Genomic DNA, 24,583 nt, shown 5'->3' with positions numbered 1-24,583 from the left:
AACGCAGAACCTGTCTTATTGTGTTCTTGCCCAAGAGCACAATGGGACAGGTTCCAGACAAATCAACGTATTAGATAGATAAGGAATACCCCCATGTCAGAACGTCTCCAAAATGACGTGGATCCGATCGAAACTCGCGACTGGCTACAGGCGATCGAATCGGTCATCCGTGAAGAAGGTGTTGAGCGCGCTCAGTATCTGATTGATCAGCTGCTTTCTGAAGCTCGCAAAGGCGGCGTGAAGGTTGCTTCAGGTGCAGGGGCTAGCAACTACGTAAACACGATTGCCGTTGAAGACGAACCGGAATACCCGGGCAATCTGGATCTGGAACGTCGTATCCGTTCTGCAATCCGCTGGAACGCCATCATGACCGTTCTGCGCGCGTCCAAGAAAGACCTGGAGCTGGGTGGCCACATGGCGTCCTTCCAGTCTTCTGCGACCGTTTACGAAGTGTGCTTCAACCACTTCTTCCGTGCAGCGAACGAGAAAGACGGCGGCGATCTGGTGTACTTCCAGGGCCACATCTCTCCGGGCATCTATGCACGTGCATTCCTGGAAGGTCGTCTGACTGAAGAGCAGATGAACAACTTCCGTCAGGAAGTTCACGGTAAAGGTCTGTCTTCTTATCCGCACCCTAAACTGATGCCTGAATTCTGGCAGTTCCCGACCGTATCTATGGGTCTGGGCCCAATCGGTGCGATCTACCAGGCTAAATTCCTGAAGTATCTGGAACACCGTGGTCTGAAAGACACCTCTGAGCAGACCGTTTACGCCTTCCTGGGCGACGGCGAAATGGATGAGCCAGAATCTAAAGGTGCGATCACCATCGCAACCCGTGAGAAGCTGGACAACCTGTGCTTCATCATCAACTGTAACCTGCAGCGTCTGGATGGTCCGGTAACCGGTAACGGCAAGATCATCAACGAACTGGAAGGCATCTTCGCAGGTGCTGGCTGGAACGTGATCAAAGTCATGTGGGGTTCCCGTTGGGACGAACTGCTGCGTAAAGACACCAGCGGTAAACTGATCCAGCTGATGAACGAAACCGTTGACGGCGACTACCAGACCTTCAAATCCAAAGACGGTGCCTACGTGCGTGAGCACTTCTTCGGCAAATACCCTGAAACCGCAGCGCTGGTTGCCGACTGGACTGATGAGCAGATCTGGGCCCTGAACCGCGGTGGTCACGATCCGAAGAAAATTTACGCTGCACTGAAAAAAGCGCGTGAAACCAAAGGTAAAGCGACTGTAATCCTGGCCCACACCATCAAAGGTTACGGCATGGGTGATACCGCAGAAGGTAAAAACATCGCTCACCAGGTTAAGAAAATGAACATGGACGGCGTGCGCTATATCCGCGACCGTTTCAACGTTCCAGTGACCGATGAGCAGGTAGAAAACCTGTCTTACATCACCTTCCCGGAAGGCTCTGAAGAGCACAAGTACCTGCACGAACGTCGTCAGGCGCTGAAAGGCTACCTGCCAGCTCGTCAGCCTAACTTCACCGAGAAGCTGGAACTGCCAGCGCTGGAAGACTTCTCTCAGCTGCTGGAAGAGCAGAACAAAGAGATCTCTACCACTATCGCTTTCGTTCGTGCCCTGAACGTGATGCTGAAGAACAAGTCGATCAAAGATCGCCTGGTGCCAATCATCGCCGACGAAGCGCGTACTTTCGGTATGGAAGGTCTGTTCCGTCAGATCGGTATCTACAGCCCGAACGGCCAGCAGTACACCCCGCAGGACCGTGAGCAGGTTGCATACTACAAAGAAGACGAGAAAGGTCAGATTCTGCAGGAAGGTATCAACGAGCTGGGCGCAGGCGCATCCTGGCTGGCTGCTGCGACCTCTTACAGCACCAACAACCTGCCGATGATCCCGTTCTACATTTACTACTCCATGTTCGGGTTCCAGCGTATCGGTGACCTGTGCTGGCAGGCAGGCGACCAGCAGGCTCGCGGCTTCCTGATCGGTGGTACTTCTGGTCGTACGACTCTGAACGGTGAAGGTCTGCAGCACGAAGATGGCCACAGCCACATTCAGTCTCTGACTATCCCGAACTGTATCTCTTACGACCCGTCTTACGCGTACGAAGTGGCAGTCATCATGCATGACGGTCTGCAGCGCATGTACGGTGAAGCGCAAGAGAACATTTACTACTACATCACCACCCTGAACGAAAACTACCACATGCCGGCAATGCCAGCAGGTGCCGAGGAAGGTATCCGTAAAGGTATCTACAAACTCGAAACCATTGAAGGTAGCAAAGGTAAAGTTCAGCTGCTGGGCTCCGGCTCTATCCTGCGTCACGTGCGTGAAGCAGCGCAGATCCTGGCGAAAGACTACGGCGTGGGTTCCGACGTGTACTCTGTGACTTCCTTCACCGAACTGGCGCGTGATGGCCAGGATTGTGAGCGCTGGAACATGCTGCACCCAATGGAAACCCCACGCGTTCCGTACATCGCTCAGGTGATGAACGACGCGCCAGCGGTGGCGTCCACTGACTATATGAAACTGTTCGCTGAGCAGGTTCGTACATACGTTCCAGCTGATGATTATCGCGTTCTGGGTACTGACGGCTTCGGTCGTTCTGACAGCCGCGAAAACCTGCGTCACCACTTCGAAGTTGATGCTTCTTACGTGGTTGTAGCAGCACTGGGCGAACTGGCTAAACGTGGCGAAATCGATAAGAAAGTGGTTGCGGACGCAATTACCAAATTCAACATCGATGCAGAAAAAGTTAACCCGCGTCTGGCGTAAGAGGTAAAAGAATAATGGCTATCGAAATCAATGTACCGGACATCGGGGCTGATGAAGTTGAAATCACCGAGATCCTGGTCAAAGTGGGCGACAAAGTTGAAGCTGAACAGTCGCTGATCACCGTAGAAGGCGACAAAGCCTCTATGGAAGTCCCGTCTCCTCAGGCTGGCATCGTTAAAGAGATCAAGGTCTCCGTTGGCGATAAAACCGAGACCGGCAAACTGATCATGATTTTCGATTCCGCCGACGGTGCAGCAGCAGCTGCACCTGCGCAGGAAGAGAAGAAAGAAGCCGCTCCGGCCGCCGCTGCTCCAGCAGCTGCCGCGGCAGCGAAAGAAGTGAACGTGCCTGACATCGGCGGTGACGAAGTTGAAGTCACTGAAATCCTGGTGAAAGTGGGCGATACCGTTGCGGCCGAGCAGTCACTGATCACCGTAGAAGGCGACAAAGCCTCTATGGAAGTACCAGCGCCATTCGCCGGTACCGTTAAAGAGATCAAGATCAACACCGGCGACAAAGTGTCTACCGGGTCGCTTATCATGATCTTCGAAGTGGCGGGTGCTGCACCTGCTGCCGCGCCTGTACAGGCCGCTGCTCCGGCTCCGGCCGCTGCACCAGCCGCTGCTGGCGGTGCGAAAGACGTTAACGTACCGGACATCGGCGGTGACGAAGTTGAAGTCACCGAAGTGATGGTAAAAGTGGGCGACAAAGTTGCCGCTGAACAGTCACTGATCACCGTTGAAGGCGACAAGGCTTCCATGGAAGTGCCTGCGCCGTTCGCCGGTACCGTTAAAGAGATCAAAATCAGCACCGGCGACAAAGTGTCTACCGGCTCCCTGATCATGGTCTTCGAAGTGGAAGGCGCTGCGCCTGCAGCCGCTCCGGCTGCCGCGGCTGCTCCAGCTCCGGCTGCTGCACCGGCTCAGGCTGCTAAACCAGCCGCTGCCCCTGCTGCAAAAGCAGAAAAATCAGAGTTCGCTGAAAACGACGCGTACGTCCACGCCACCCCGCTGATTCGTCGCCTGGCGCGCGAATTCGGTGTGAACCTGGCGAAAGTGAAAGGTACCGGCCGTAAGGGGCGTATCCTGCGCGAAGACGTTCAGGCTTACGTGAAAGACGCGGTGAAACGCGCCGAAGCTGCACCAGCTGCAGCCGCTGGCGGCGGTATCCCGGGCATGCTGCCATGGCCGAAAGTGGACTTCAGCAAGTTCGGCGAAATCGAAGAAGTGGAGCTGGGCCGTATCCAGAAAATCTCTGGTGCGAACCTGAGCCGTAACTGGGTGATGATCCCGCACGTTACCCACTTCGACAAAACCGATATCACCGATCTGGAAGCGTTCCGTAAACAGCAGAACGCCGAAGCCGAGAAGCGTAAGCTGGACGTGAAATTCACCCCAGTGGTCTTCATCATGAAAGCCGTTGCCGCTGCTCTGGAGCAGATGCCACGCTTCAACAGCTCCCTGTCCGAAGACGGCCAGAAGCTGACGCTGAAGAAATACATCAATATCGGTGTTGCGGTAGATACGCCAAATGGTCTGGTTGTTCCGGTCTTCAAGGACGTGAACAAGAAGAGCATTACCGAGCTGTCCCGTGAACTGACCACCATCTCCAAGAAAGCGCGTGATGGTAAGCTGACTGCCGGCGAAATGCAGGGCGGCTGCTTCACCATCTCCAGCATCGGCGGCTTGGGTACCACCCACTTCGCGCCGATTGTGAACGCGCCGGAAGTGGCAATCCTCGGTGTGTCCAAGTCCGCGATGGAGCCGGTGTGGAATGGCAAAGAGTTCGTGCCGCGTCTGATGATGCCAATCTCTCTGTCCTTCGACCACCGCGTGATCGACGGGGCTGATGGTGCGCGTTTCATCACCATCATCAACAACACCCTGAGCGACATTCGCCGCCTGGTGATGTAATCGAAAAGCCGGCCAGTCGGCCGGCTTTTTTCTGATAACCTCATGGGGCTTTTGAGGTTATTGGTGAAAGCGATAATTCGTGAGCCGTTTGTTGTTTCAAAATTGTTAACAATTTTGTAAAATACGGGCGGATAGAACGACCCGGTGGACGACGGGTATACATTAAGAGGTCATGATGAGCACAGAAATCAAAACTCAGGTCGTAGTACTTGGGGCAGGCCCGGCAGGTTACTCCGCAGCATTTCGCGCAGCGGATTTAGGTCTGGAAACCGTCATCGTAGAACGTTACAGCACCCTCGGCGGTGTTTGTCTGAACGTCGGCTGTATCCCTTCTAAAGCGCTGCTGCACGTAGCGAAAGTTATCGAAGAAGCCAAAGCGCTGGCTGAACACGGTATCGTCTTCGGCGAGCCAAAAACCGACATCGACAAAATTCGTACCTGGAAAGAGAAAGTTATCACTCAGCTGACCGGCGGTCTGGCGGGTATGGCGAAAGGCCGTAAGGTAAAAGTGGTTAACGGTCTGGGTAAATTCACCGGTGCGAACACCCTGGAAGTGGAAGGCGAAAACGGCAAAACCGTTATCAACTTCGACAACGCGATCATCGCGGCAGGCTCTCGCCCAATCGAACTGCCATTCATTCCACATGAAGATCCACGCGTGTGGGATTCCACCGATGCCCTGGAACTGAAAACCGTTCCTGAGCGTCTGCTGGTTATGGGCGGCGGTATCATCGGTCTGGAAATGGGTACCGTGTACCATGCGCTGGGTTCAGACATTGACGTGGTTGAAATGTTCGACCAGGTTATCCCGGCTGCTGACAAAGACATCGTTAAAGTCTTCACCAAGCGCATCAGCAAGAAGTTTAACCTGATGCTGGAAACCAAAGTGACAGCCGTTGAAGCGAAAGAAGACGGTATTTACGTTTCCATGGAAGGCAAAAAAGCCCCATCCGAACCACAGCGTTACGACGCCGTGCTGGTGGCTATCGGTCGTGTACCGAACGGTAAAAACCTCGACGCGGGCAAAGCTGGCGTGGAAGTGGACGACCGTGGCTTCATCCGCGTTGACAAACAGCTGCGCACCAACGTGCCGCACATCTTTGCTATCGGCGACATCGTCGGTCAGCCAATGCTGGCGCACAAAGGCGTTCACGAAGGTCACGTTGCCGCTGAAGTTATCGCCGGCATGAAGCACTACTTCGATCCGAAAGTGATCCCATCTATCGCGTACACCGAGCCAGAAGTTGCATGGGTCGGTCTGACCGAGAAAGAAGCGAAAGAGAAAGGCATCAGCTACGAAACCGCCACCTTCCCGTGGGCTGCTTCTGGCCGTGCTATCGCTTCCGACTGCGCAGACGGTATGACCAAACTGATCTTCGACAAAGAGACTCACCGCGTAATCGGTGGTGCGATTGTCGGTACCAACGGCGGTGAGCTGCTGGGTGAAATCGGTCTGGCTATCGAAATGGGCTGTGACGCGGAAGACATCGCGCTGACCATCCACGCGCACCCGACTCTGCACGAGTCCGTGGGCCTGGCGGCTGAAGTGTTTGAAGGTAGCATCACTGACCTGCCAAACGCGAAAGCGAAGAAGAAATAAGTTTCTTCAGATGAAAAAAGCGGCCTGAGGCCGCTTTTTTTATGCGCGGCGTTCAGGGTACTACAGGCTGCCAGGTGTTATTAGGTGCGTATGAGGCCAGCGCCCGGGCCTTCTGCTCCGAATCGCTGCCGAGATCGGACTGGTACACCTTGTCGTCCTGGTTTATCACAAAGCTCATGACGCCTGTCTGACCATAGCTGACAGGCCACGCCACCATCGCGAAACCGTGATTATCGGGCAGGATGCGGAAGCTATAGCCATGGTAACCCGCGCCTGGCTCTTTAGGGCTAAATGCCGGACCAAGCGGGCTTGGCGCTTCGCCGGGCGAGACGGGCCAGTACAGACCGTCCTTTTTCCCCTCAGAACTGACAATCTTCTGCGCGTATTTCTGGTTCATCGCAAAATAGCTCTGCTGAGCGGCCACGTAAGCATGCAGGGCTTCGATGGCGGCAAGTTCGTTGCGCCCAATTTCGCGGGTCAGGATCTCCTCGGCGCCTTCTTTGATGTCAAACTGCCAGCCGGAGGCGGTTTTGATCACCGGAATGGGAAGTTGCCAGCCGCTGTCTCCGACAACCAGATGCGCTTTATCGCCTTCGACAATGGTGTTATGACGGACTTTCCAGTCGCGCAGAAAGCGATCGACTGCGTCAGGATCAACGCCTTCAGGGGGCAGGAAGTCGCGCCAGTTCTCACCGAGCAGGTTGCTCATCGCGCTTTCGTTTTGCTCGCGGATAGCGCTTTCCAGCGCATTGGTAGCCTGTTCTGGTGAGCTGAAGGATTGCTGCGCCATGACGGTCGCCGAGACCATGAACAACACCATTCCACTGAGTAATTTACGTTTCATGTCGGCTCCCTTAGCGATGACGGAATTCACGGTGTTCAGCACGTCCAGCCGCTGCCGGGCGTAGCTGCTGCTGACGAGCGGCGAGGTGTCTGCTTTGCGCCCCACGCTGCTGCTGCGCCTGCCAGTTGGCGGAACGGCTGTCGTTGCCGCTCAGTGCATTGGCCCGGAGCTGACTGTTTCGCTGCTGGAAGGGACGTTGCTGAGAGGGCTGAACCCGTTTCTCTTGTCTCTGCGCGGTGGTCTGGCGGTTTTCTCGCTGCTGCGTGGTGGCCCGCTTCGCCGTCTGCGGTTTGGTGTCATAGCCACGGTAGTTATTGCGCTGAGAAATCTGTTTCAGCTGTTCACTTGAGGCCTGTCGCTGCGCCGCTTTCGTGCCCGGGCGAGCTGTCTGTGGGAAGGTTTTACCTGTCGATTTCTCCATCTGGCTCAGCGCCGCCTGACGCTGGCTATCGCGATTAACCGGTTGCTGCGTTGCACTAAGCCCCGTGGCCGTGTTGGTGGAGTGGAAACGCGTGTTGAGCTGGTTTGTCGGGTAGGGGACACCTTCCCGATAGGCCGGGTTGTGCTGCCAGGTACGGTTGGCGTCCGTCAGACGTTGTCCGCTGATTTTATTGAAGTTCTCAACGTTAATATTGATGTTGTTATCACCGTTGCGGTTGTAGCCGCCGTGATTATCCCAGTCACCGTCATGATGATGGTCCCAGTCATCGTCATCATCCCAGTCGATGTTGCTGAAGATGGCATAAGTTGTGGCGACACCCAGGCTGAAACCTAAGCCGTTGACGAAGCTATTGCCAAACTGCTTCCCGGGTGACGGCGGGAGATAGGTTGGCGGATAGGCGGTGTTGGGCCAGGTTCCGTAAACCGTATTCGGGTTATAGGTGGGAACATAAACGACCTGCGGATCGGCAGATTCAATTTTGATCACCGTTGGGGCGGGCGCAGACGTCGTTGTTGTCGTTGCCTCGGTGGTGCTGGTTTTAGCCGGTGCGGGTTTCGTTACCGTGGTGACCGTCTGCTGAGGCGTAGATTGCAAGGCGCCGGTCTTCTGCGCCAGCGCGCGCAACCGTTGTACCGAATCCATCACATCTTTCGGCTGCGCGAGAAACGCATCCCCCAGATTTTGTACCCACGGCGGATTCTCTCCCATCAGCGACATAAGCTGAGGAAACGCGACCAGGGATTTTACGCTGGGATCCCAGGGCTGGCTGGCAACGGCCTGAATCGCGGCGTCCCCTTCCATTTTGGGGTTGTCTTTGGACCACTGCGCCGCTTGAATCACGTTGGCCGGGTAGGTCGAGGCCATCAAGATTTGTGACAGCAGAGCATCCGGGTAGAGCGCGATGGGGGCAACCCACTGATCGATTTGCGCGGCAGTGTAGGTTGGCGCGACGACAGGGGCCGGCTGGGCTGCGGTAGGCGCTGACGGTGGTTGCGCGACGGGGGCTGGCGCAACGGGTTCCGTTGCACGACTTTTGACAAACATGACGCCTGAGGCGGCAAACAGCCCGGCACTGCACAGAAGGACAAGCAGATGTGGCTTAAAGGGCAACTTCATAAAATGACTCCAACGAGACAGGCGCTGTGCCGTGAGGCGTTACGGTTGGCGTGAGTATTATTCACCCGTCTTTTACTGTTTTGACTTTTATTGGGAAGCGTCCGGTACGTCCGGATAAAGAGTGTGAGTATTTATTACACAATTATATGCGATGCGGGAAAAGGCGCCGGGAATTCAGAAGGCCGTTCTTACGAGCGGCCAGCAGCTAGTTGCCGAGGTTGACGACAAACAGCACCGTGATGTCGGATATGTTCCAGCCACCGTGCAGCGCGGTAAGCAGTAAACCAATTGCAACGATCAGCGCAGTGATTCGCATCTCCATTGCGTGCGTTCCTGAACAGGCTACGCGGGTTCCTTCTTCACCGGAAAAGGCAGAACCAGGCAAATGAGTACATTGCCGCGTAGGTTACGGAACTGCTTCCGGGCCCGGTGATTGGTTGCTACACCAGCGAAGCAGGCCGGGGGCAACAGTATTACAGCCGAAATGGACTGAAAAGAGGTGAAATACAGTTTCATCCTTTTACATTCGAAACTGGATGGCGGCTCGTAAACACAAAACATGTGCTTGCGGATCTGCATACTCAGGAGCATTATTCATGCCGAGTGCATTGCCGCAAATCTGCCAACCCGGTGTGCTACCACCGCAAGGCAACAAAATAACCGCTACCAGGCGGTTTTTTGTCCCCAAAATTCACCTCTCCTCCCCGCTACACCATGCTTAACGATTCAGCAAACTTTTTAATGTTGCTTTTTTGTAAACGGATTAACACTGTGCAGAAATCCTGCTATGCTGCCCGACGCGGTATCGGGCATTTACCCTACAAACTGCTGTCTCACAGGAGCGTGAAGAGAACGCCCGCCGCATATGACAATGAGAGCGAGGAGAACCGTCGTGCTAGAAGAATACCGTAAGCACGTAGCAGAACGTGCCGCCGAGGGAATTGTACCCAAACCTTTAGATGCAACCCAAATGGCCGCGCTCGTCGAGCTGCTGAAGAACCCGCCTAAGGGCGAAGAAGAATTCCTGTTAGATCTGTTGATCAACCGCGTACCGCCTGGCGTAGATGAAGCTGCCTACGTAAAAGCCGGATTCCTTGCTGCTATCGCCAAAGGCGAAGCCACCTCCCCACTGGTTACTCCTGAAAAAGCCATTGAACTGCTCGGCACCATGCAGGGTGGTTACAACATTCATCCGCTGATTGACGCGCTGGATAACGACAAGCTGGCACCGATTGCCGCTAAAGCGCTCTCTTCCACGCTGCTGATGTTCGATAACTTCTACGACGTAGAAGAAAAAGCCAAAGCGGGCAACGTCTATGCGAAGCAGGTGATGCAGTCCTGGGCCGATGCCGAATGGTTCCTGAACCGCCCTGCTCTGGCGGAAAAAATTACCGTGACCGTCTTTAAGGTGACCGGTGAAACTAACACCGATGATCTGTCTCCGGCACCGGACGCGTGGTCTCGTCCTGATATCCCGCTGCACGCCCTGGCGATGCTGAAAAACGCCCGTGAAGGCATTGAGCCGGATCAGCCGGGCGTGGTGGGCCCGATCAAACAGATCGAAGCGCTGCAACAAAAAGGTTTCCCGCTGGCCTACGTCGGTGACGTTGTGGGTACCGGCTCTTCCCGTAAGTCTGCCACCAACTCCGTACTGTGGTTCATGGGCGACGATATTCCGCACGTGCCGAACAAGCGCGGCGGCGGCCTGTGCCTCGGCGGCAAAATTGCGCCAATCTTCTTCAACACCATGGAAGATGCGGGCGCGCTGCCAATTGAAGTGGATGTGAGCAACCTGAACATGGGCGACGTGATTGACGTCTACCCGTATAAAGGCGAAGTGCGCAACCACGAAACCAACGAGCTGCTGGCAAGCTTCGAACTGAAAACCGACGTGCTGATTGACGAAGTGCGTGCTGGTGGCCGTATTCCGCTGATCATCGGGCGTGGCCTGACCACCAAAGCGCGTGAAGCGCTGGGTCTGCCGCACTCCGACGTTTTCCGTCACGCGAAAGACGTGGCAGAAAGCAACCGCGGCTTCTCGCTGGCACAGAAAATGGTGGGTCGTGCCTGCGGCGTCGCCGGTATTCGCCCTGGCGCATACTGCGAGCCGAAGATGACCTCCGTGGGCTCTCAGGACACCACTGGCCCAATGACTCGTGACGAACTGAAAGACCTGGCGTGCCTGGGCTTCTCTTCTGACCTGGTGATGCAGTCCTTCTGCCACACGGCGGCCTATCCGAAGCCGGTTGACGTGACCACGCACCACACGCTGCCAGACTTCATCATGAACCGCGGCGGCGTGTCACTGCGTCCGGGCGACGGCGTCATCCACTCCTGGCTGAACCGTATGCTGCTGCCGGATACCGTGGGTACCGGCGGTGACTCCCATACCCGTTTCCCAATTGGTATCTCCTTCCCGGCGGGCTCCGGCCTGGTGGCGTTTGCTGCAGCGACCGGCGTAATGCCGCTGGACATGCCTGAATCCGTGCTGGTGCGCTTCAAGGGCAAAATGCAGCCGGGCATCACCCTGCGCGATCTGGTTCACGCGATCCCGCTGTATGCCATCAAACAGGGCCTGCTGACCGTTGAGAAGAAAGGGAAGAAAAACATCTTCTCTGGCCGTATCCTGGAAATTGAAGGTCTGCCGGATCTGAAAGTTGAGCAGGCGTTCGAGCTGACCGACGCCTCCGCCGAGCGTTCTGCAGCAGGCTGTACCATCAAGCTGAACAAAGAGCCGATCATTGAGTATCTGAACTCCAACATCGTGCTGCTGAAGTGGATGATCGCAGAAGGTTACGGCGACCGCCGCACGCTGGAGCGTCGTATTCAGGGCATGGAGAAATGGCTGGCGGATCCGCAACTGCTGGAAGCTGACGCAGACGCAGAGTACGCGGCGGTGATCGACATCGATCTGGCGGATATTAAAGAGCCAATCCTGTGTGCGCCGAACGATCCGGACGATGCGCGTCTGCTCTCTGACGTGCAGGGCGATAAGATCGACGAAGTGTTCATCGGCTCCTGCATGACCAACATCGGCCACTTCCGCGCCGCCGGTAAGCTGCTGGATACCCACAAAGGCCAGCTGCCGACCCGCCTGTGGGTGGCACCGCCAACCCGTATGGACGCGGCTCAGTTGACCGAAGAGGGTTACTACAGCGTGTTCGGTAAGAGCGGGGCGCGTATCGAAATCCCTGGCTGCTCCCTGTGTATGGGTAACCAGGCGCGCGTGGCCGACGGTGCGACGGTGGTTTCCACCTCTACCCGTAACTTCCCGAACCGTTTAGGTACCGGTGCGAACGTCTACCTGGCCTCTGCGGAGCTGGCGGCGGTTGCGGCGCTGATTGGCAAACTGCCAACGCCGGAAGAGTACCAGACCTTCGTGGCGCAGGTGGATAAGACGGCGGTGGATACCTATCGCTATCTGAACTTCGACCAGCTTTCTCAGTACACCGAGAAGGCTGACGGGGTGATCTTCCAGACGGCGGTATAATCAGCAAAACCGTCTCTACGAGACGGTTTTTAGTATTTGCACCCTCTCGTGGGAGAGGGACGGGGTGAGGGCATCAGGCCGCAGGGTCTTGCTCTCACCTTTTTATTTTCATTCCTCCCACCTCTCCCGCTTTTTTTCTTTCCCTCTGCTGCGATAATTACCCTAATGGCTTTGCAGAGGAAAACGCTATGGATTACGAATTTTTGCGCGACATCACCGGTGTGGTGAAAGTGCGCATGTCGATGGGGCACGAAGCCGTTGGACACTGGTTTAACGAAGAGGTGAAAGAAAATCTCGCCCTTCTTGATGAAGTCGAACAGGCGGCAAATACGGTAAAAGGCAGCGAGCGCTCCTGGCAACGCGCCGGACATGAATACACCCTGTGGATGGACGGCGAAGAGGTGATGGTGCGCGCCAACCAGCTTGAGTTTTCAGGGGATGAGATGGAAGAGGGGATGAGCTACTACGACGAAGAGAGCCTGTCGCTGTGCGGCGTGGAAGACTTCCTGCAGGTAGTGAATGCCTACCGTGAGTTTATGAAACAGAAGTAACTCCCCGAAGCGTCCCTGCTCCGGGCAACACTTACACGGCCGGAATATTGCGGCCGTAGTAGATTTCGCGCATCTCTTTCCAGAGCAGGTCGGTGATGACCTTGCGCTCTTCTTCACTTAAATCTTCCGGCTTCGTGTGGAACATATAGTGCTTAAGGTCGAATTCCTTCAGCAACATCTTGGTATGGAAGATATTTTCCTGATACACGTTCACGTCCATCATGTCGTACAGCGATTTCATGTCCTCGGACATAAAGTTCTGAATGGAGTTGATCTCGTGGTCGATGAAGTGCTTCATGCCGTTGATATCACGGGTAAAACCGCGCACGCGATAATCAATCGTGACGATGTCCGATTCCAGCTGGTGGATTAAATAGTTCAGCGCGTTCAGCGGAGAAATCACGCCGCAGGTCGACACTTCAATATCCGCGCGGAACGTGCACAGCCCGCCTTCCGGGTGGCTTTCCGGGTAGGTGTGAACGCAGATATGGCTTTTGTCGAGGTGGGCGACGACCACTTCGGGCAGCGGGCCGGGATGTTCAGTTTTGTCGATAAGCTGCGGGTCGACCGGCTCCTCGCTGACCAGAATGGTGACGCTGGCACCCTGGGGCTCATAATCCTGTCGGGCGATGTTCAGAATATTGGCACCGATGATCGAGCAGGTTTCTGACAGGATCTCGGTCAGACGGTTGGCGTTGTAGAGTTCATCGATATAGGCGATGTAACCATCGCGTTCTTCCGCTGTTTTGGCATAGCAGATATCGTAAATACAAAAACTCAGGCTTTTGGTCAGGTTGTTAAAGCCATGTAGTTTAAGCTTTTTCAATTAGCTCACCCCCTTAGTGGATAATGCGTCTTGCAGGTACTGCGGCAGAGCAAACGCTGCGGTATGAATAGCCGGATTGTAGTAGCGGCACGTGAGCCCGGCCTGATGGAAGCGGGCCTGGATTATTTCGGTAGAGAGATGACGCAGCACGTCGTTATCCGTTGCCCATGCAAAGGTCATGATCCCGCCGTAGTACGTCGGAATGGCCGCCTGATAGAAGCTGACGTCACCGAAATAGGTGCTGAGCTTGCGATGGCTGTCGAGGGCTTCATCCTGCTGCAGGAAGCAGACGCCATTTTGTGCGACGAAGATCCCGCCAGGGTTCAGGCAGCGCTTGCAGCCTTCGTAGAACGAGGAGGTAAACAGCGACGCGCCAGGGCCGATGGGGTCGGTACAGTCAGAGATAATCACGTCGAAGGTCTGCGTGGTCTGGTTAACAAAGTTAACGCCGTCGTCGATAACCAGATTAAAGCGCGGATCGTCATAGCTGCCGGCATTATGGTTGGGCAGGTACTGGCGGCAGAAAGAGACCACGCCCGCATCGATCTCAACCATGGTGATGGTTTCAATGGAACGATGACGTGAAACCTCGCGCAGCATTGCGCCGTCGCCGCCACCGATAATCAGAACATGCTTCGCGTGTCCGTGGGCCAGCAGCGGAACGTGGGTCATCATCTCATGATAGATAAACTCGTCGCGCTCGGTCGTTTGCACTACGCCATCCAGGGCCATCACGCGGCCAAAGGCGGCGTTTTCGAAGATGATCAGATCCTGGTGATCCGTTTTCTCATGATAGAGCACGTTATCAACGGCAAAGTACTGACCAAACTGGTCATGCAGTGTTTCATGCCACAACGTGTGGTCGGCCATACGCGGACTCCTCCTTTGTTAACATCCGTAACGCTCACAAAAAATGAGCGAAACATGATAGCTAACTATAACCGTGGTTGCACGGGTATAGGTTGAACAGGGGGCGTCGGGAAGGTTATTTCACGTAGGCGAGCAGGCTGAGCGAATCGCGGGCCAGCGCTTTGCATTTTTTAGCCGTGGGAATGCCAATACCGCTCAAGTCACGGTAGCTGTCTTCACCGAGCGCCTTCATGTCAAAGCTGTCGTAATTGCTGAGATCCCACTGGTTCTGCTGGGCGAAAAAGACCAGCGCGCGGCGAATTTGCCCGTTGGGTAAATTCTGGTAGCCACAATCATTTTTCAGGAATACAAAAACCGCCGTTAAATCGGCCATATCTTCCGCTTCATTTTCACTGAGCGCATAGCTGTTCGCACACATTGCCATCAGGCTTCCGAACAAAATTGTCCTGAAAAACGTCTTCATTGCTTCTACCACTTCTTCACGGAAAATTAACGTTAGCACACTTGATGCCAGTGCGACGATCTTTATTATTGCCGCTTTACTTGACCTTCCGGTAAGGGGAGGGTTTATGCTCAAAAGATCGCCTGCTGGAAATAAGGAAATGAACATGCAACGTCGTGATTTTTTAAAATATTCCGCTGTGCTGGGGGTTGCCAGCGCATTACCACTCTGGAGCCGCGCGGTTTTTGCGGCTGAAAGGCCTGCCTTACCCATTCCTGACTTACTGACCGCAGACGCCCGTAGCCGTATTCAGCTCGTTGTTCAGGCCGGTAAAACCTCCTTCGGCGGGCACAGCGCCACAACCTGGGGCTACAACGGCAATCTGCTCGGCCCGGCGCTTCAGTTACGCAAAGGAAAAGCGGTGACGGTGGATATCCACAATACGCTTGCCGAGGAGACCACACTGCACTGGCACGGGCTGGAAGTCCCGGGCGAAGTGGATGGTGGTCCCCAGGGTGTTATCAAGCCTGGGGGTAAACGCAGCGTAACCTTTACCCCTGACCAGCGGGCGGCAACCTGCTGGTTCCACCCGCATCAGCATGGCAAAACGGGCCATCAGGTGGCAATGGGGCTGGCCGGACTGGTGTTGATTGAGGATGACGAAAGCCGCCTGCTGCGCCTGCCGAAACAGTGGGGTATCGACGATGTGCCGGTGATTGTGCAGGACAAAAAATTCAGCGCGGACGGGCAGATTGACTACCAGCTGGACGTGACGAGCGCGGCGGTCGGCTGGTTTGGCGATACGCTGCTGGCCAACGGTGCGATCTATCCGCAGCACGCCGCCCCGAAAGGCTGGCTGCGCCTGCGCTTGCTTAACGGCTGTAACGCCCGCTCGTTGAACTTCGCCACCAGCGATAAGCGCCCGCTTTACGTGGTGGCAAGCGACGGCGGCCTGCTGCCAGAACCGGTAAAAGTGAGCGAGCTGCCGATGCTGATGGGCGAACGCTTCGAAGTGCTGGTGGACATCAGCGACGGCAAGCCGTTTGACCTGGTAACGCTGCCTGTCAGCCAGATGGGGATGGCAGTGGCGCCGTTTGATAAACCGCATCCGGTGCTGCGCATTCAGCCGCTACAGGTCACGGCCTCCGGTATGCTGCCGGACACCTTAGCCAAGCTGCCAGCTCTCCCGTCGCTGGATGGGCTCACGCAGCGTAAGCTTCAGCTCTCCATGGACCCGATGCTTGACATGATGGGCATGCAGGCGCTGATGAAAAAGTATGGCAATCAGGCCATGGCGGGAATGCACCACGGCCAGATGATGGGCCACATGAATATGGACCACGGCAAAATGGGCGGTATGGATCACGGCGGTCACGGGTTCGATTTCCACAACGCCAACAAGATCAACGGCAAAGCGTTCGATATGAACACGCCGATGTTTGCCGCCACGAAGGGGCAGTTTGAGCGCTGGGTGGTTTCAGGTGAAGGGGACATGATGCTGCACCCGTTCCATATCCACGGCACGCAGTTCCGCATTCTGTCTGAGAACGGCAAAGCGCCGGAAGCGCATCGAGCAGGCTGGAAAGATACGGTGAGAGTGGAAGGCGGCGTCAGCGAGGTGCTGGTAAAGTTCGACCACGAAGCGCCTGAAGAGTTTGCCTATATGGCGCACTGTCATCTGCTGGAGCATGAAGATACGGGGATGATGCTCGGTTTTACCGTATAAAAAAAGCCGGGTGGCGGCTTCGCCTTACCCGGCCTGCATTGCTAAAAACGGCAACTTTCGTTGCCGTTTTGCTTTTATTTGCCTTCGTCCGGCAATGCATACGCGACAATATAGTCGCCCATCTTCGTACCAAACGAACCGTGACCACCCGCAGAAATGACAACGTACTGCTTGCCATTCACTTCATAGGTCATCGGCGTTGCCTGTCCACCGGCCGGCAGACGGCCTTGCCACAGTTTTTCACCGTTGGTCATATTGTACGCGCGCAGGTAGTTATCTGCGGTTGCCGCGATGAACAGCACGTTACCGGCTGTGGAGATTGGACCACCCAGCATTGGCATACCCATATTGAACGGCACCGGAACCGGCATCGGGAACGGCATGCTGTCCTGTGGGGTACCAATACGTTTTTTCCAGACGATCTGGTTGGTTTTCAGATCCAGACCGGAGATGTAACCCCAGGCTGGCTGTTTACACGGCAGACCAAACGGAGACAGGAACGGGTTCAGGGTAACGCCAAACGGTACGCCATACTGCGGCTGGATACCGGCTTCGGTCCCGCTGCCTTTCGCGTCTTTCGGCTGCTCCATCGGGTTACCCGGACCGCGTGGGATCAGACGGGAAACGAACGGCAGCGCCATTGGGTTGGCAATCGCCACCTGACGGTTAGGGTCGACGGAAATACCGCCCCACTCAAACATTCCCAGGTTGCCCGGGAAGACCAGCGTACCCTGCTCAGACGGCGGCGTGAAGATGCCTTCATAGCGCAGCTGATGGAACATCACGCGGCACACCAACTGGTCAAACATGGTGGCACCCCACATGTCTGCACCGCTGAGGTCTTTCTTCGGACGGAAGCTCAGGTCAGAGAACGGCTGGGTTTTGCTGACGTAATCGCCTTTGGCCGCACCCTGCGGAACCGGTTTTTCCGGGGCAGGCACAACCAGCTTACCGTTGCTGCGATCCAGCACGAAGATGTTGCCGGTTTTAGCCGGAGCGTAAATGACCGGCACGGTTTTGCCGTTAACGGTAATGTCCGCCAGCGTCGGCTGGGACGGCATATCCATATCCCACAGATCGTGGTGAACGGTCTGATAGCTCCACGCCAGCTTACCGGTGGTTGCGTTCAGCGCCAGGATAGCGCTCGCATAACGTTCCTGCTCCGGCGTGCGGTTACCGCCCCAGATATCCGGCGTGGATACGCCCATCGGCAGGTAGACCAGGTCCAGCTTCGCGTCATACGCGGCTGGTGCCCAGGAGTTCGGCGAGTTGAAGGTAAAGGTGTGCTCGTCAGACGGGATCGCGTTTGGATCTTTCGCGCCCGGGTCGAAAGCCCACAGCAGTTTACCGGTGTTCACGTCGAAACCACGGATAACGCCGGAGGTTTCACGCGTAGAGAAGTTATCCGTTACCGAACCGGCAATCACGATGGTTTTATCGGTGATGATTGGCGGGGAGGTTGGCTCATACAGACCCGGCGTGGTGTCCGGCATGTTGGTCTGCAGGTTCAGAATGCCTTTGTTGGCGAAGGTTTCGCACAGCTTGCCGGTCTCAGCGTTGATGGCAAACAGACGGCCATCGTTCACCGGCAGCATAATGCGGCGAGGACAGTCGGCAATGACTTCCGGGCTGGCATTATCGGCGCGCGCTTCGTGGTAAGAAACGCCGCGGCAGGTGACATGCTGGAAGGACGGGTTGGAGTTCAGCTGTGGATCAAAGTGCCATTTCTCTTTACCAGTAGCCGCATCGAGCGCGAACAGACGCTGGTGCGCCGTACACAGGTAAAGCATATCGCCGACTTTAATTGGCGTCACTTCATTGGTCAGCTCGCCCGGATCGTTTGGCATCTTCAGGTCGCCGGTACGGAATACCCAGGCTTCTTTAAGGTTCTTAACGTTGTCCGCGTTGATCTGCTTCAGCGGGGAGTAGCGTTGACCTTCCTGGTTACGGCCATAAGCTGGCCAGTCACCGTCACCGTCACCGTCACCGTCACCGTCAGCGACCTGCGAGATAGCTGCCGCAGGCGTGGACTCCGCGTTCAGCGTACCGTTGATCTCCTGCGGGTCGTTAAAGCCAGCCCAGGTGAGAATGCCGCCGCTGATTAACAGCGCCACCAGCAGGGCTGCAACGGCACCGCTGGAAGGGACAATCAGGCGGCGCCAGACAAACGGCAGGATCAGCCAGATACCGAAGAAGACCAGGATGTCGCTGCGCGGCGTCAGGGCCCAGAAATCGAAACCGACTTCCCAGACCCCCCAGATCATGGTGGCAAGAAGGAGGGCGGCATACAGCCACAGTGCGGATTGTTTTCTACGCCAGAGCAGGACGGTTACGCCAAGCATAACCAGGCCCGCAATCGGGTAGTACCAGGAGCCGCCGATCGCGACCAGCCAGACGCCACCGATTAACAGGTACAGGCCGCAGAAGGCGGCGAATAGCGCTGTTAGTGTCACCAGTAGACGCGGCTGTTTAGTGTTTGTTTCAGCCATAGAAAGTGTACTCGTCAGTTTTTGTTAATAATTTGCTAGCAACTAATTATAGGTGTTAACAAGTGTGATCGGAATCACAATATTTGCTTTTTATAACTCATACGCCAGGCTTATCCATTTACTGATATAATGGCTGGCTTGCGTATCGATGCCGGAGCAAGATTCATCCGCATTGAAAGATTTTCATCAAAATCATTTGGTTAGTAATATGAAACATACTGTTGAAGTGATGATCCCGGAAGCCGAGATCAAAGCGCGTATCGCCGAACTGGGTCGTCAAATCACCGAGCATTACAAGGACAGCGGCAGCGAAATGGTGCTGGTTGGTCTGCTGCGCGGTTCTTTCATGTTCATGGCAGACCTGTGCCGTGAAGTGCAGGTACCGCACGAGGTCGATTTTATGACCGCTTCCAGCTACGGCAGCGGCATGTCCACAACCCGTGATGTGAAAATCCTGAAAGATCTGGATGAAGATATTCGTGGCAAAGATGTGTTGATCGTTGAGGACATTATCGACTCCGGCAACACCCTTTCAAAGGTGCGCGAGATCCTGAGCCTGCGCGAGCCGAAATCGCTGGCGATTTGTACGCTGCTGGATAAACCGGAGCGTCGTGAAGTGCAGGTGCCGGTGGAGTTTGTCGGTTTCTCCATCCCGGACGAGTTCGTGGTGGGTTACGGCATTGATTACGCGCAGCGTTATCGTCATCTGCCGTATGTTGGGAAAGTGGTATTGCTGGACGAGTAATTGCGGGCTGATGCCCGCACTCCGACCCTCTCCCACGGGGAGAGGGCGAAAACCCCCGGCTTTATTTATGGTTCACATGCTTAAGCTTGAGGTTGGCAATCCCCGAACGGTAACGCTGCTCCAGCGTTTCGCGGTTGGTGGCGGTGACTTCCAGATTGCGCAGCAGGCCATCGTGAATACCGTACGCCCAGCCGTGGATTGATACCTTCTGCCCGCGTTTCCACGCCGACTGCATGATGGTCGAATGCCCAAGGTTATATACCTGCTCCATCACGTTCAACTCGCACAGCGTGTCCATGCGTCGCTCCTGCGGCATTTCGCCGAGCAGTGAACTATGTTTGAACCAGATATCGCGGATGTGCAGCAGCCAGTTATCAATTAAACCCAGTTCCGGGTTTTCAACCGCCGCCTGCACGCCGCCGCAGCCGTAGTGGCCGCAAATAATGATGTGCTCGACTTCCAGGACGTCAACGGCATACTGAACCACGGAAAGGCAGTTGAGATCGGTATGAATCACCAGGTTGGCGACGTTGCGGTGAACAAACAGTTCGCCGGGCTCAAGGCCGGTCAGGCGCTCGGCAGGTACGCGGCTGTCTGAACAGCCAATCCAGAGAAAGCGCGGGTTCTGGGCTTGTGCGAGTTTTCCAAAAAATCCGGGGTCTTCCTCCACCAGCATTTTTGACCATAGTGCATTGTTGCTAATGAGTGTATCTATGTCGTTCATGGAGGTTAGCGACCTGTAACCAAGTAATTGCGTTGCGCTACTATAGGGTAACCCGACTTTTAATGAAACCACACAACGTGTGTAAGAACTGAAGGTAAGTTAAATTCATGGCAATTGCACTGGAGCTTGAGCAGCTTAAAAAAACCTATCCGGGTGGCGTTCAGGCGCTACGCGGGATAGACCTAAAAGTAGAGGCCGGGGATTTTTACGCGCTTCTGGGGCCGAACGGGGCGGGGAAATCCACCACCATCGGGATCATCAGCTCGCTGGTGAATAAAACGTCCGGACGGGTGAGCGTCTTTGGTTACGACCTGCAAAAAGATGTGGTAAACGCCAAGCGCCAGTTGGGGCTGGTACCGCAGGAGTTCAACTTCAACCCGTTTGAGACGGTGCAGCAGATTGTCGTTAACCAGGCGGGTTATTACGGCGTTGAGCGTAAAGAGGCGCTTGAGCGTAGCGAAAAGTACCTGAAACAGCTCGATTTGTGGGAAAAGCGTAACGAACGTGCGCGGATGTTGTCCGGCGGGATGAAGCGCCGCCTGATGATTGCCCGTGCGCTGATGCACGAGCCGAAGCTGCTGATCCTTGATGAACCCACCGCAGGCGTGGATATCGAACTGCGTCGTTCTATGTGGGGTTTCCTAAAGGATCTTAATGACAAAGGCACCACCATCATTTTGACCACCCACTACCTTGAAGAAGCAGAGATGCTGTGCCGCAACATCGGCATCATTCAGCACGGCGAGCTGGTGGAGAACACCTCGATGAAGGATCTGCTCTCCAAGCTGAAATCCGAAACGTTTATTCTCGATCTGGCGGCAAAAAGCCCGCTACCGAAGCTTGAAGGGTACCAGTATCGCCTGGTTGATACCTCAACGCTGGAAGTGGAAGTGCTGCGCGAGCAGGGGATCAACAGCGTGTTCTCCCAGCTGAGCGCGCAGGGGATTCAGGTTTTAAGTATGCGTAACAAAGCGAACCGACTGGAAGAGCTGTTTGTCTCTCTGGTGCAGGATAAACAAGGAGACAAGGCATGACGCATCTTTATTGGGTCGCGCTGAAAAGTATCTGGGCGAAAGAGATAAACCGCTTTATGCGTATCTGGGTGCAAACCCTGGTACCGCCGGTCATCACCATGACGCTCTATTTCATCATCTTCGGCAACCTGATTGGTTCCCGCATTGGTGAGATGCACGGTTTTACCTATATGCAGTTTATCGTGCCGGGCCTGATTATGATGGCGGTGATCACCAACGCCTACGCAAACGTGGCCTCGTCGTTCTTCAGCGCTAAGTTCCAACGCAATATTGAAGAGTTGCTGGTGGCGCCGGTGCCAACGCACGTCATCATAGCCGGTTACGTGGGCGGCGGCGTGGCGCGCGGGCTGTGCGTGGGCATCCTGGTGACGGCGATTTCGCTGTTCTTCGTGCCGTTCCAGGTGCACTCGTGGCTGTTCGTGGCGCTGACTCTGCTGCTGACGGCAATTCTGTTCTCGCTGGCCGGTCTGCTGAATGCGGTGTTCGCTAAAACGTTTGACGACATCAGCCTGATCCCGACCTTTGTGCTGACGCCGCTGACCTATCTCGGCGGGGTGTTTTACTCCCTGACGCTGCTGCCGCCGTTCTGGCAGGCACTGTCGCATCTGAACCCGATCGTCTACATGATCAGCGGCTTCCGCTTTGGCTTCCTCGGCATTACCGATGTTCCGCTGTTTACCACGGTGGCGGTGCTGGTGGTATTCATCATCGCCTTCTACCTGCTGTGCTGGTATCTGATCCAGCGCGGGCGCGGTCTGCGTAGTTAACCCTCTGCCCGGCGACGCTCTGGTTGCCGGGCACTTTCTTTGACGATTATCACCGTAAGCAAACCTTCACTCCGCTAAACTACTTGCCTGCTAAGGAGAGAGTTATGCTGGGATGGGTAATCACCTGCCACGATGAACGAGCGCAGGACATGCTGGATACGCTTGAGGCCAAATTTGGCCCGCTGGCGCAATGCCGGGTGGTTAACTACTGGCGCGGGCTAAGCACTAACATGCTCAGCCGCATGATGTGCGATGCCCTGCATGAAACCGACTCCGGAGAGGGCGTCATTTTTCTTACCGATAAATCCGGCGCGGCGCCTTACCGCGCGGCCGCTTTGCTGAGCCACAAGCATGATAATTGTGAAGTGATCTCCGGTATCAGCCTGCCTTTACTCGAAGCCCTCTATCCGCTTCGCGCCTCATTGAGCAGCGCAGAGTTTCGGCACGCTATCGTGGCGGAGGGCCAGCCGGAGGTGAGCAGCCTGTGGCACCAGCAGCAGAAAAACCCGCCTTTTGTTCTGCTTCACGATCTGTATAAGCATTAAACATTGGTATTGATGTCGCTTTTGCTACAATGGCGACTGATTTCCCGTGTCGATTTATATCCTATGTTCATGCGCGTGTTCTTTCTCCTTTTGCTGCTGGTTTCCGGCGGGGCGTCTGCCAGCCTGATAAGTCAGCAAGGGCTTCCTGCTCAATATATGCAAACCACTGAGGCTGCTGCCATCTGGGCTCAGGTAGGTAACTCCGTGGTTAACGTGGGCAATATTCGCGCAGGGCAGATCATCGCGGTCTTTCCCGCGGCGGCGGATTATTACGAATTTCGCTTCGGGTTCGGTACTGGCTTTATTGATAAAGACCACCTTGAGAAAGTGCAGGGCAAGCAACGCGTTGAGGACAGCCTGGGCGACCTGAACAAGCCGCTCAGTAACCAGAATCTCATCACCTGGAAAGATACGCCCGTCTATAACGCGCCCAATAGCGGAAGCGCGCCCTTTGGCACCCTGAGCGCCAACCTGCGCTATCCCATTCTGAATAAACTCAAAGACCGCCTGAACCAGACCTGGTATCAGATCCGCATCGGCAACCGCCTGGCGTGGATAAGCAGCCTGGACGCGCAGGAAGATAACGGCATTCCGGTTCTGACCTATCACCATATCCTGCGCGATGAGGAGAACACCCGTTTTCGCCATACCTCCACCACCACCAGCGTGCGCGCGTTCAGCAACCAGATGACCTGGCTTCGCGACCAGGGGTACACCACGCTGACGATGTATCAGCTGGAAGGCTACGTGCGCAACAAGATGAACCTGCCCGCGAAGGCGGTGGTGATTACCTTTGACGACGGCCTGAAGTCGGTGAGCCGTTACGCGTATCCTGTGCTGAAAGAGTATGGCTTCAACGCGACGGCGTTTATCATTTCGTCACGTATTAAAGGCCATCCGCAGAAGTGGGATCCGAAATCGCTGCAGTTTATGAGCGTTCAGGAAATCAAAGGCATTCAGGATGTGTTCGACATTCAGTCGCACACGCACTTCCTGCACCGCGTGGACGGGTATAAACACCCGATCTTACTGAGCCGCAGCTATCACGTGATCCTGTTTGATTTTGAGCGTTCTCGTCGCGCGCTGTCACAGTTCAACCCGCGTGTGCTCTACCTTTCGTATCCGTTTGGCGGCTATGACAATAAGGCGGTCAAGGCGGCGAATGATGCCGGTTTCCATCTGGCCGTGACCACGGTGAAGGGGAAGGTGAAGCCGGGGGATAATCCGTTCTTACTGAAACGACTCTATATCTTAAGAACGGATTCGCTGGAGACGATGTCGCGGCTGATCAGCAATCAGCCGCAGGGATAAACATCAGGCAACCTGAACCGGAATCGCCTTTGCGGTGCGCTTCATTTCATTGTCGCCTTCGAAGTAGGCCACTTTAGGCTGCCAGCGGCGGGCTTCTTCGTCAGACATCATCACGAAGCTGGCGATGATCACAATGTCGCCCACGTCCGCACAGTGCGCCGCAGCGCCGTTAACGGAGATGATCTTAGAACCGCGCTCGGCGGCAATCGCGTAAGTAGAGAAGCGTTTACCGTTGTTCACGTTCCAGATATCAATCGCTTCGTTTTCAAGGATACCCGCCGCGTCGAGGAAATCCTGGTCAATGGCGCAGGAGCCTTCATAGTGCAGGTCGGCCTGCGTGACTTTCACACGGTGAAGCTTACCTTGCAGCATTTTGCGAATCATTACGTTT

The 24,583-nt window shown here is 55.5% G+C and carries 19 protein-coding genes; 11 read left to right on the top strand and 8 right to left on the bottom strand.

Features of this window, described 5'->3' with window-relative positions:
* Positions 1-93: 93 nt before the first annotated feature.
* The 3 genes from aceE (at position 94) to lpdA (ending at position 6,270) form a co-directional block, all read left to right on the top strand.
* Positions 94-2,757, top strand: a complete 2,664-nt coding sequence (gene aceE / locus INF73_RS07370; RefSeq protein ID WP_028015529.1) for a pyruvate dehydrogenase (acetyl-transferring), homodimeric type — start codon at positions 94-96, stop codon at positions 2,755-2,757.
* A 14-nt stretch (positions 2,758-2,771) separates the two neighbouring features.
* Positions 2,772-4,670 carry a pyruvate dehydrogenase complex dihydrolipoyllysine-residue acetyltransferase gene (gene aceF, locus INF73_RS07365; protein WP_193541110.1) on the top strand — a complete coding sequence of 633 codons (1,899 nt, stop codon included), beginning with the start codon at positions 2,772-2,774 and terminating at the stop codon, positions 4,668-4,670.
* Between the two features lie 175 nt (positions 4,671-4,845).
* The gene (lpdA, locus tag INF73_RS07360) at positions 4,846-6,270 is read left to right on the top strand and encodes a dihydrolipoyl dehydrogenase (protein WP_080328669.1); all 1,425 of its coding nucleotides are present in this window, start codon (positions 4,846-4,848) and stop codon (positions 6,268-6,270) included.
* Positions 6,271-6,322: 52 nt separating this feature from the next.
* Here lpdA and INF73_RS07355 read toward each other — a convergent pair whose 3' ends face one another.
* On the bottom strand, positions 6,323-7,114 hold the full coding sequence (locus INF73_RS07355) for a DUF2950 family protein (protein ID WP_193541112.1): 792 nt from the start codon (positions 7,112-7,114) through the stop codon (positions 6,323-6,325).
* A gap of 10 nt (positions 7,115-7,124) precedes the next feature.
* Positions 7,125-8,672, bottom strand: a complete 1,548-nt coding sequence (locus tag INF73_RS07350) for a DUF3300 domain-containing protein (RefSeq protein WP_193541114.1) — start codon at positions 8,670-8,672, stop codon at positions 7,125-7,127.
* 892 nt (positions 8,673-9,564) lie between these two features.
* Here INF73_RS07350 and acnB point away from each other — a divergent pair.
* Positions 9,565-12,162, top strand: a complete 2,598-nt coding sequence (gene acnB, locus INF73_RS07345) for a bifunctional aconitate hydratase 2/2-methylisocitrate dehydratase (RefSeq protein ID WP_049000520.1) — start codon at positions 9,565-9,567, stop codon at positions 12,160-12,162.
* 188 nt (positions 12,163-12,350) lie between these two features.
* A complete protein-coding gene (gene yacL / locus INF73_RS07340) occupies positions 12,351-12,713 on the top strand; it encodes a protein YacL (protein WP_041911228.1) in 363 nt (120 codons plus the stop codon).
* A gap of 31 nt (positions 12,714-12,744) precedes the next feature.
* Here yacL and speD read toward each other — a convergent pair whose 3' ends face one another.
* The 3 genes from speD to INF73_RS07325 form a co-directional block, all read right to left on the bottom strand.
* Entirely contained in the window at positions 12,745-13,539 is a 795-nt protein-coding gene (gene speD / locus INF73_RS07335) for an adenosylmethionine decarboxylase (protein ID WP_126326314.1), read from the bottom strand.
* Positions 13,540-14,409: a polyamine aminopropyltransferase gene (gene speE / locus INF73_RS07330; protein ID WP_028015536.1), complete on the bottom strand. Its 870-nt coding sequence runs from the start codon at positions 14,407-14,409 to the stop codon at positions 13,540-13,542.
* Positions 14,410-14,524: 115 nt separating this feature from the next.
* Positions 14,525-14,872: a YacC family pilotin-like protein gene (locus INF73_RS07325; RefSeq protein ID WP_014882582.1), complete on the bottom strand. Its 348-nt coding sequence runs from the start codon at positions 14,870-14,872 to the stop codon at positions 14,525-14,527.
* Positions 14,873-15,017: 145 nt separating this feature from the next.
* Here INF73_RS07325 and cueO point away from each other — a divergent pair, with 145 nt between their 5' ends.
* A complete protein-coding gene (gene cueO / locus INF73_RS07320) occupies positions 15,018-16,577 on the top strand; it encodes a multicopper oxidase CueO (RefSeq protein ID WP_193541116.1) in 1,560 nt (519 codons plus the stop codon).
* 74 nt (positions 16,578-16,651) lie between these two features.
* On the opposite strand, the gene INF73_RS07315 is transcribed toward cueO, so the two are convergent.
* Positions 16,652-19,066, bottom strand: coding sequence for a glucose/quinate/shikimate family membrane-bound PQQ-dependent dehydrogenase (locus INF73_RS07315; RefSeq protein WP_193541118.1), 2,415 nt, complete (start codon positions 19,064-19,066; stop codon positions 16,652-16,654).
* Between the two features lie 208 nt (positions 19,067-19,274).
* Here INF73_RS07315 and hpt point away from each other — a divergent pair, with 208 nt between their 5' ends.
* Positions 19,275-19,811, top strand: coding sequence for a hypoxanthine phosphoribosyltransferase (gene hpt / locus INF73_RS07310; RefSeq protein WP_032644976.1), 537 nt, complete (start codon positions 19,275-19,277; stop codon positions 19,809-19,811).
* A 61-nt stretch (positions 19,812-19,872) separates the two neighbouring features.
* On the opposite strand, the gene can is transcribed toward hpt, so the two are convergent.
* Positions 19,873-20,535, bottom strand: a complete 663-nt coding sequence (gene can, locus INF73_RS07305) for a carbonate dehydratase (protein WP_014882586.1) — start codon at positions 20,533-20,535, stop codon at positions 19,873-19,875.
* 107 nt (positions 20,536-20,642) lie between these two features.
* Here can and INF73_RS07300 point away from each other — a divergent pair, with 107 nt between their 5' ends.
* From INF73_RS07300 to INF73_RS07285, 4 genes are all read left to right on the top strand, one after another.
* A complete protein-coding gene (locus INF73_RS07300; RefSeq protein ID WP_028015540.1) occupies positions 20,643-21,569 on the top strand; it encodes an ABC transporter ATP-binding protein in 927 nt (308 codons plus the stop codon).
* Positions 21,566-22,336, top strand: a complete 771-nt coding sequence (locus tag INF73_RS07295; RefSeq protein ID WP_023334536.1) for an ABC transporter permease — start codon at positions 21,566-21,568, stop codon at positions 22,334-22,336. The genes INF73_RS07300 and INF73_RS07295 overlap by 4 nt, the downstream gene beginning before the upstream one ends.
* 104 nt (positions 22,337-22,440) lie before the next feature.
* On the top strand, positions 22,441-22,881 hold the full coding sequence (locus INF73_RS07290) for a PTS sugar transporter subunit IIA (protein WP_126300281.1): 441 nt from the start codon (positions 22,441-22,443) through the stop codon (positions 22,879-22,881).
* 63 nt (positions 22,882-22,944) lie between these two features.
* Positions 22,945-24,192, top strand: a complete 1,248-nt coding sequence (locus INF73_RS07285; protein ID WP_193541128.1) for a polysaccharide deacetylase family protein — start codon at positions 22,945-22,947, stop codon at positions 24,190-24,192.
* Between the two features lie 3 nt (positions 24,193-24,195).
* Here INF73_RS07285 and panD read toward each other — a convergent pair whose 3' ends face one another.
* Positions 24,196-24,576, bottom strand: a complete 381-nt coding sequence (gene panD / locus INF73_RS07280) for an aspartate 1-decarboxylase (RefSeq protein ID WP_003856284.1) — start codon at positions 24,574-24,576, stop codon at positions 24,196-24,198.
* Positions 24,577-24,583 lie beyond the last annotated feature (7 nt).

It is taken from the genome of Enterobacter cloacae complex sp. P6RS (genome assembly GCF_014982245.1).
GTDB lineage: Bacteria > Pseudomonadota > Gammaproteobacteria > Enterobacterales > Enterobacteriaceae > Enterobacter > Enterobacter bugandensis.
This window is presented reverse-complemented; position numbering and strand designations above follow the sequence as displayed.

What these genes read in the sequence shown, in the direction of transcription:
- speE (WP_028015536.1), bottom strand. Translation starts at nt 14,409, where the DNA reads ATGGCCGACCACACGTTGTGGCATGAAACACTGCATGACCAGTTTGGT.
- panD (WP_003856284.1), bottom strand. Translation starts at nt 24,576, where the DNA reads ATGATTCGCAAAATGCTGCAAGGTAAGCTTCACCGTGTGAAAGTCACG.
- yacL (WP_041911228.1), top strand. Translation starts at nt 12,351, where the DNA reads ATGGATTACGAATTTTTGCGCGACATCACCGGTGTGGTGAAAGTGCGC.
- INF73_RS07325 (WP_014882582.1), bottom strand. Translation starts at nt 14,872, where the DNA reads ATGAAGACGTTTTTCAGGACAATTTTGTTCGGAAGCCTGATGGCAATG.
- INF73_RS07285 (WP_193541128.1), top strand. Translation starts at nt 22,945, where the DNA reads ATGTTCATGCGCGTGTTCTTTCTCCTTTTGCTGCTGGTTTCCGGCGGG.
- INF73_RS07300 (WP_028015540.1), top strand. Translation starts at nt 20,643, where the DNA reads ATGGCAATTGCACTGGAGCTTGAGCAGCTTAAAAAAACCTATCCGGGT.
- INF73_RS07315 (WP_193541118.1), bottom strand. Translation starts at nt 19,066, where the DNA reads ATGGCTGAAACAAACACTAAACAGCCGCGTCTACTGGTGACACTAACA.
- INF73_RS07350 (WP_193541114.1), bottom strand. Translation starts at nt 8,672, where the DNA reads ATGAAGTTGCCCTTTAAGCCACATCTGCTTGTCCTTCTGTGCAGTGCC.
- INF73_RS07355 (WP_193541112.1), bottom strand. Translation starts at nt 7,114, where the DNA reads ATGAAACGTAAATTACTCAGTGGAATGGTGTTGTTCATGGTCTCGGCG.
- INF73_RS07295 (WP_023334536.1), top strand. Translation starts at nt 21,566, where the DNA reads ATGACGCATCTTTATTGGGTCGCGCTGAAAAGTATCTGGGCGAAAGAG.
- can (WP_014882586.1), bottom strand. Translation starts at nt 20,535, where the DNA reads ATGAACGACATAGATACACTCATTAGCAACAATGCACTATGGTCAAAA.
- cueO (WP_193541116.1), top strand. Translation starts at nt 15,018, where the DNA reads ATGCAACGTCGTGATTTTTTAAAATATTCCGCTGTGCTGGGGGTTGCC.
- lpdA (WP_080328669.1), top strand. Translation starts at nt 4,846, where the DNA reads ATGAGCACAGAAATCAAAACTCAGGTCGTAGTACTTGGGGCAGGCCCG.
- hpt (WP_032644976.1), top strand. Translation starts at nt 19,275, where the DNA reads ATGAAACATACTGTTGAAGTGATGATCCCGGAAGCCGAGATCAAAGCG.
- INF73_RS07290 (WP_126300281.1), top strand. Translation starts at nt 22,441, where the DNA reads ATGCTGGGATGGGTAATCACCTGCCACGATGAACGAGCGCAGGACATG.
- aceE (WP_028015529.1), top strand. Translation starts at nt 94, where the DNA reads ATGTCAGAACGTCTCCAAAATGACGTGGATCCGATCGAAACTCGCGAC.
- aceF (WP_193541110.1), top strand. Translation starts at nt 2,772, where the DNA reads ATGGCTATCGAAATCAATGTACCGGACATCGGGGCTGATGAAGTTGAA.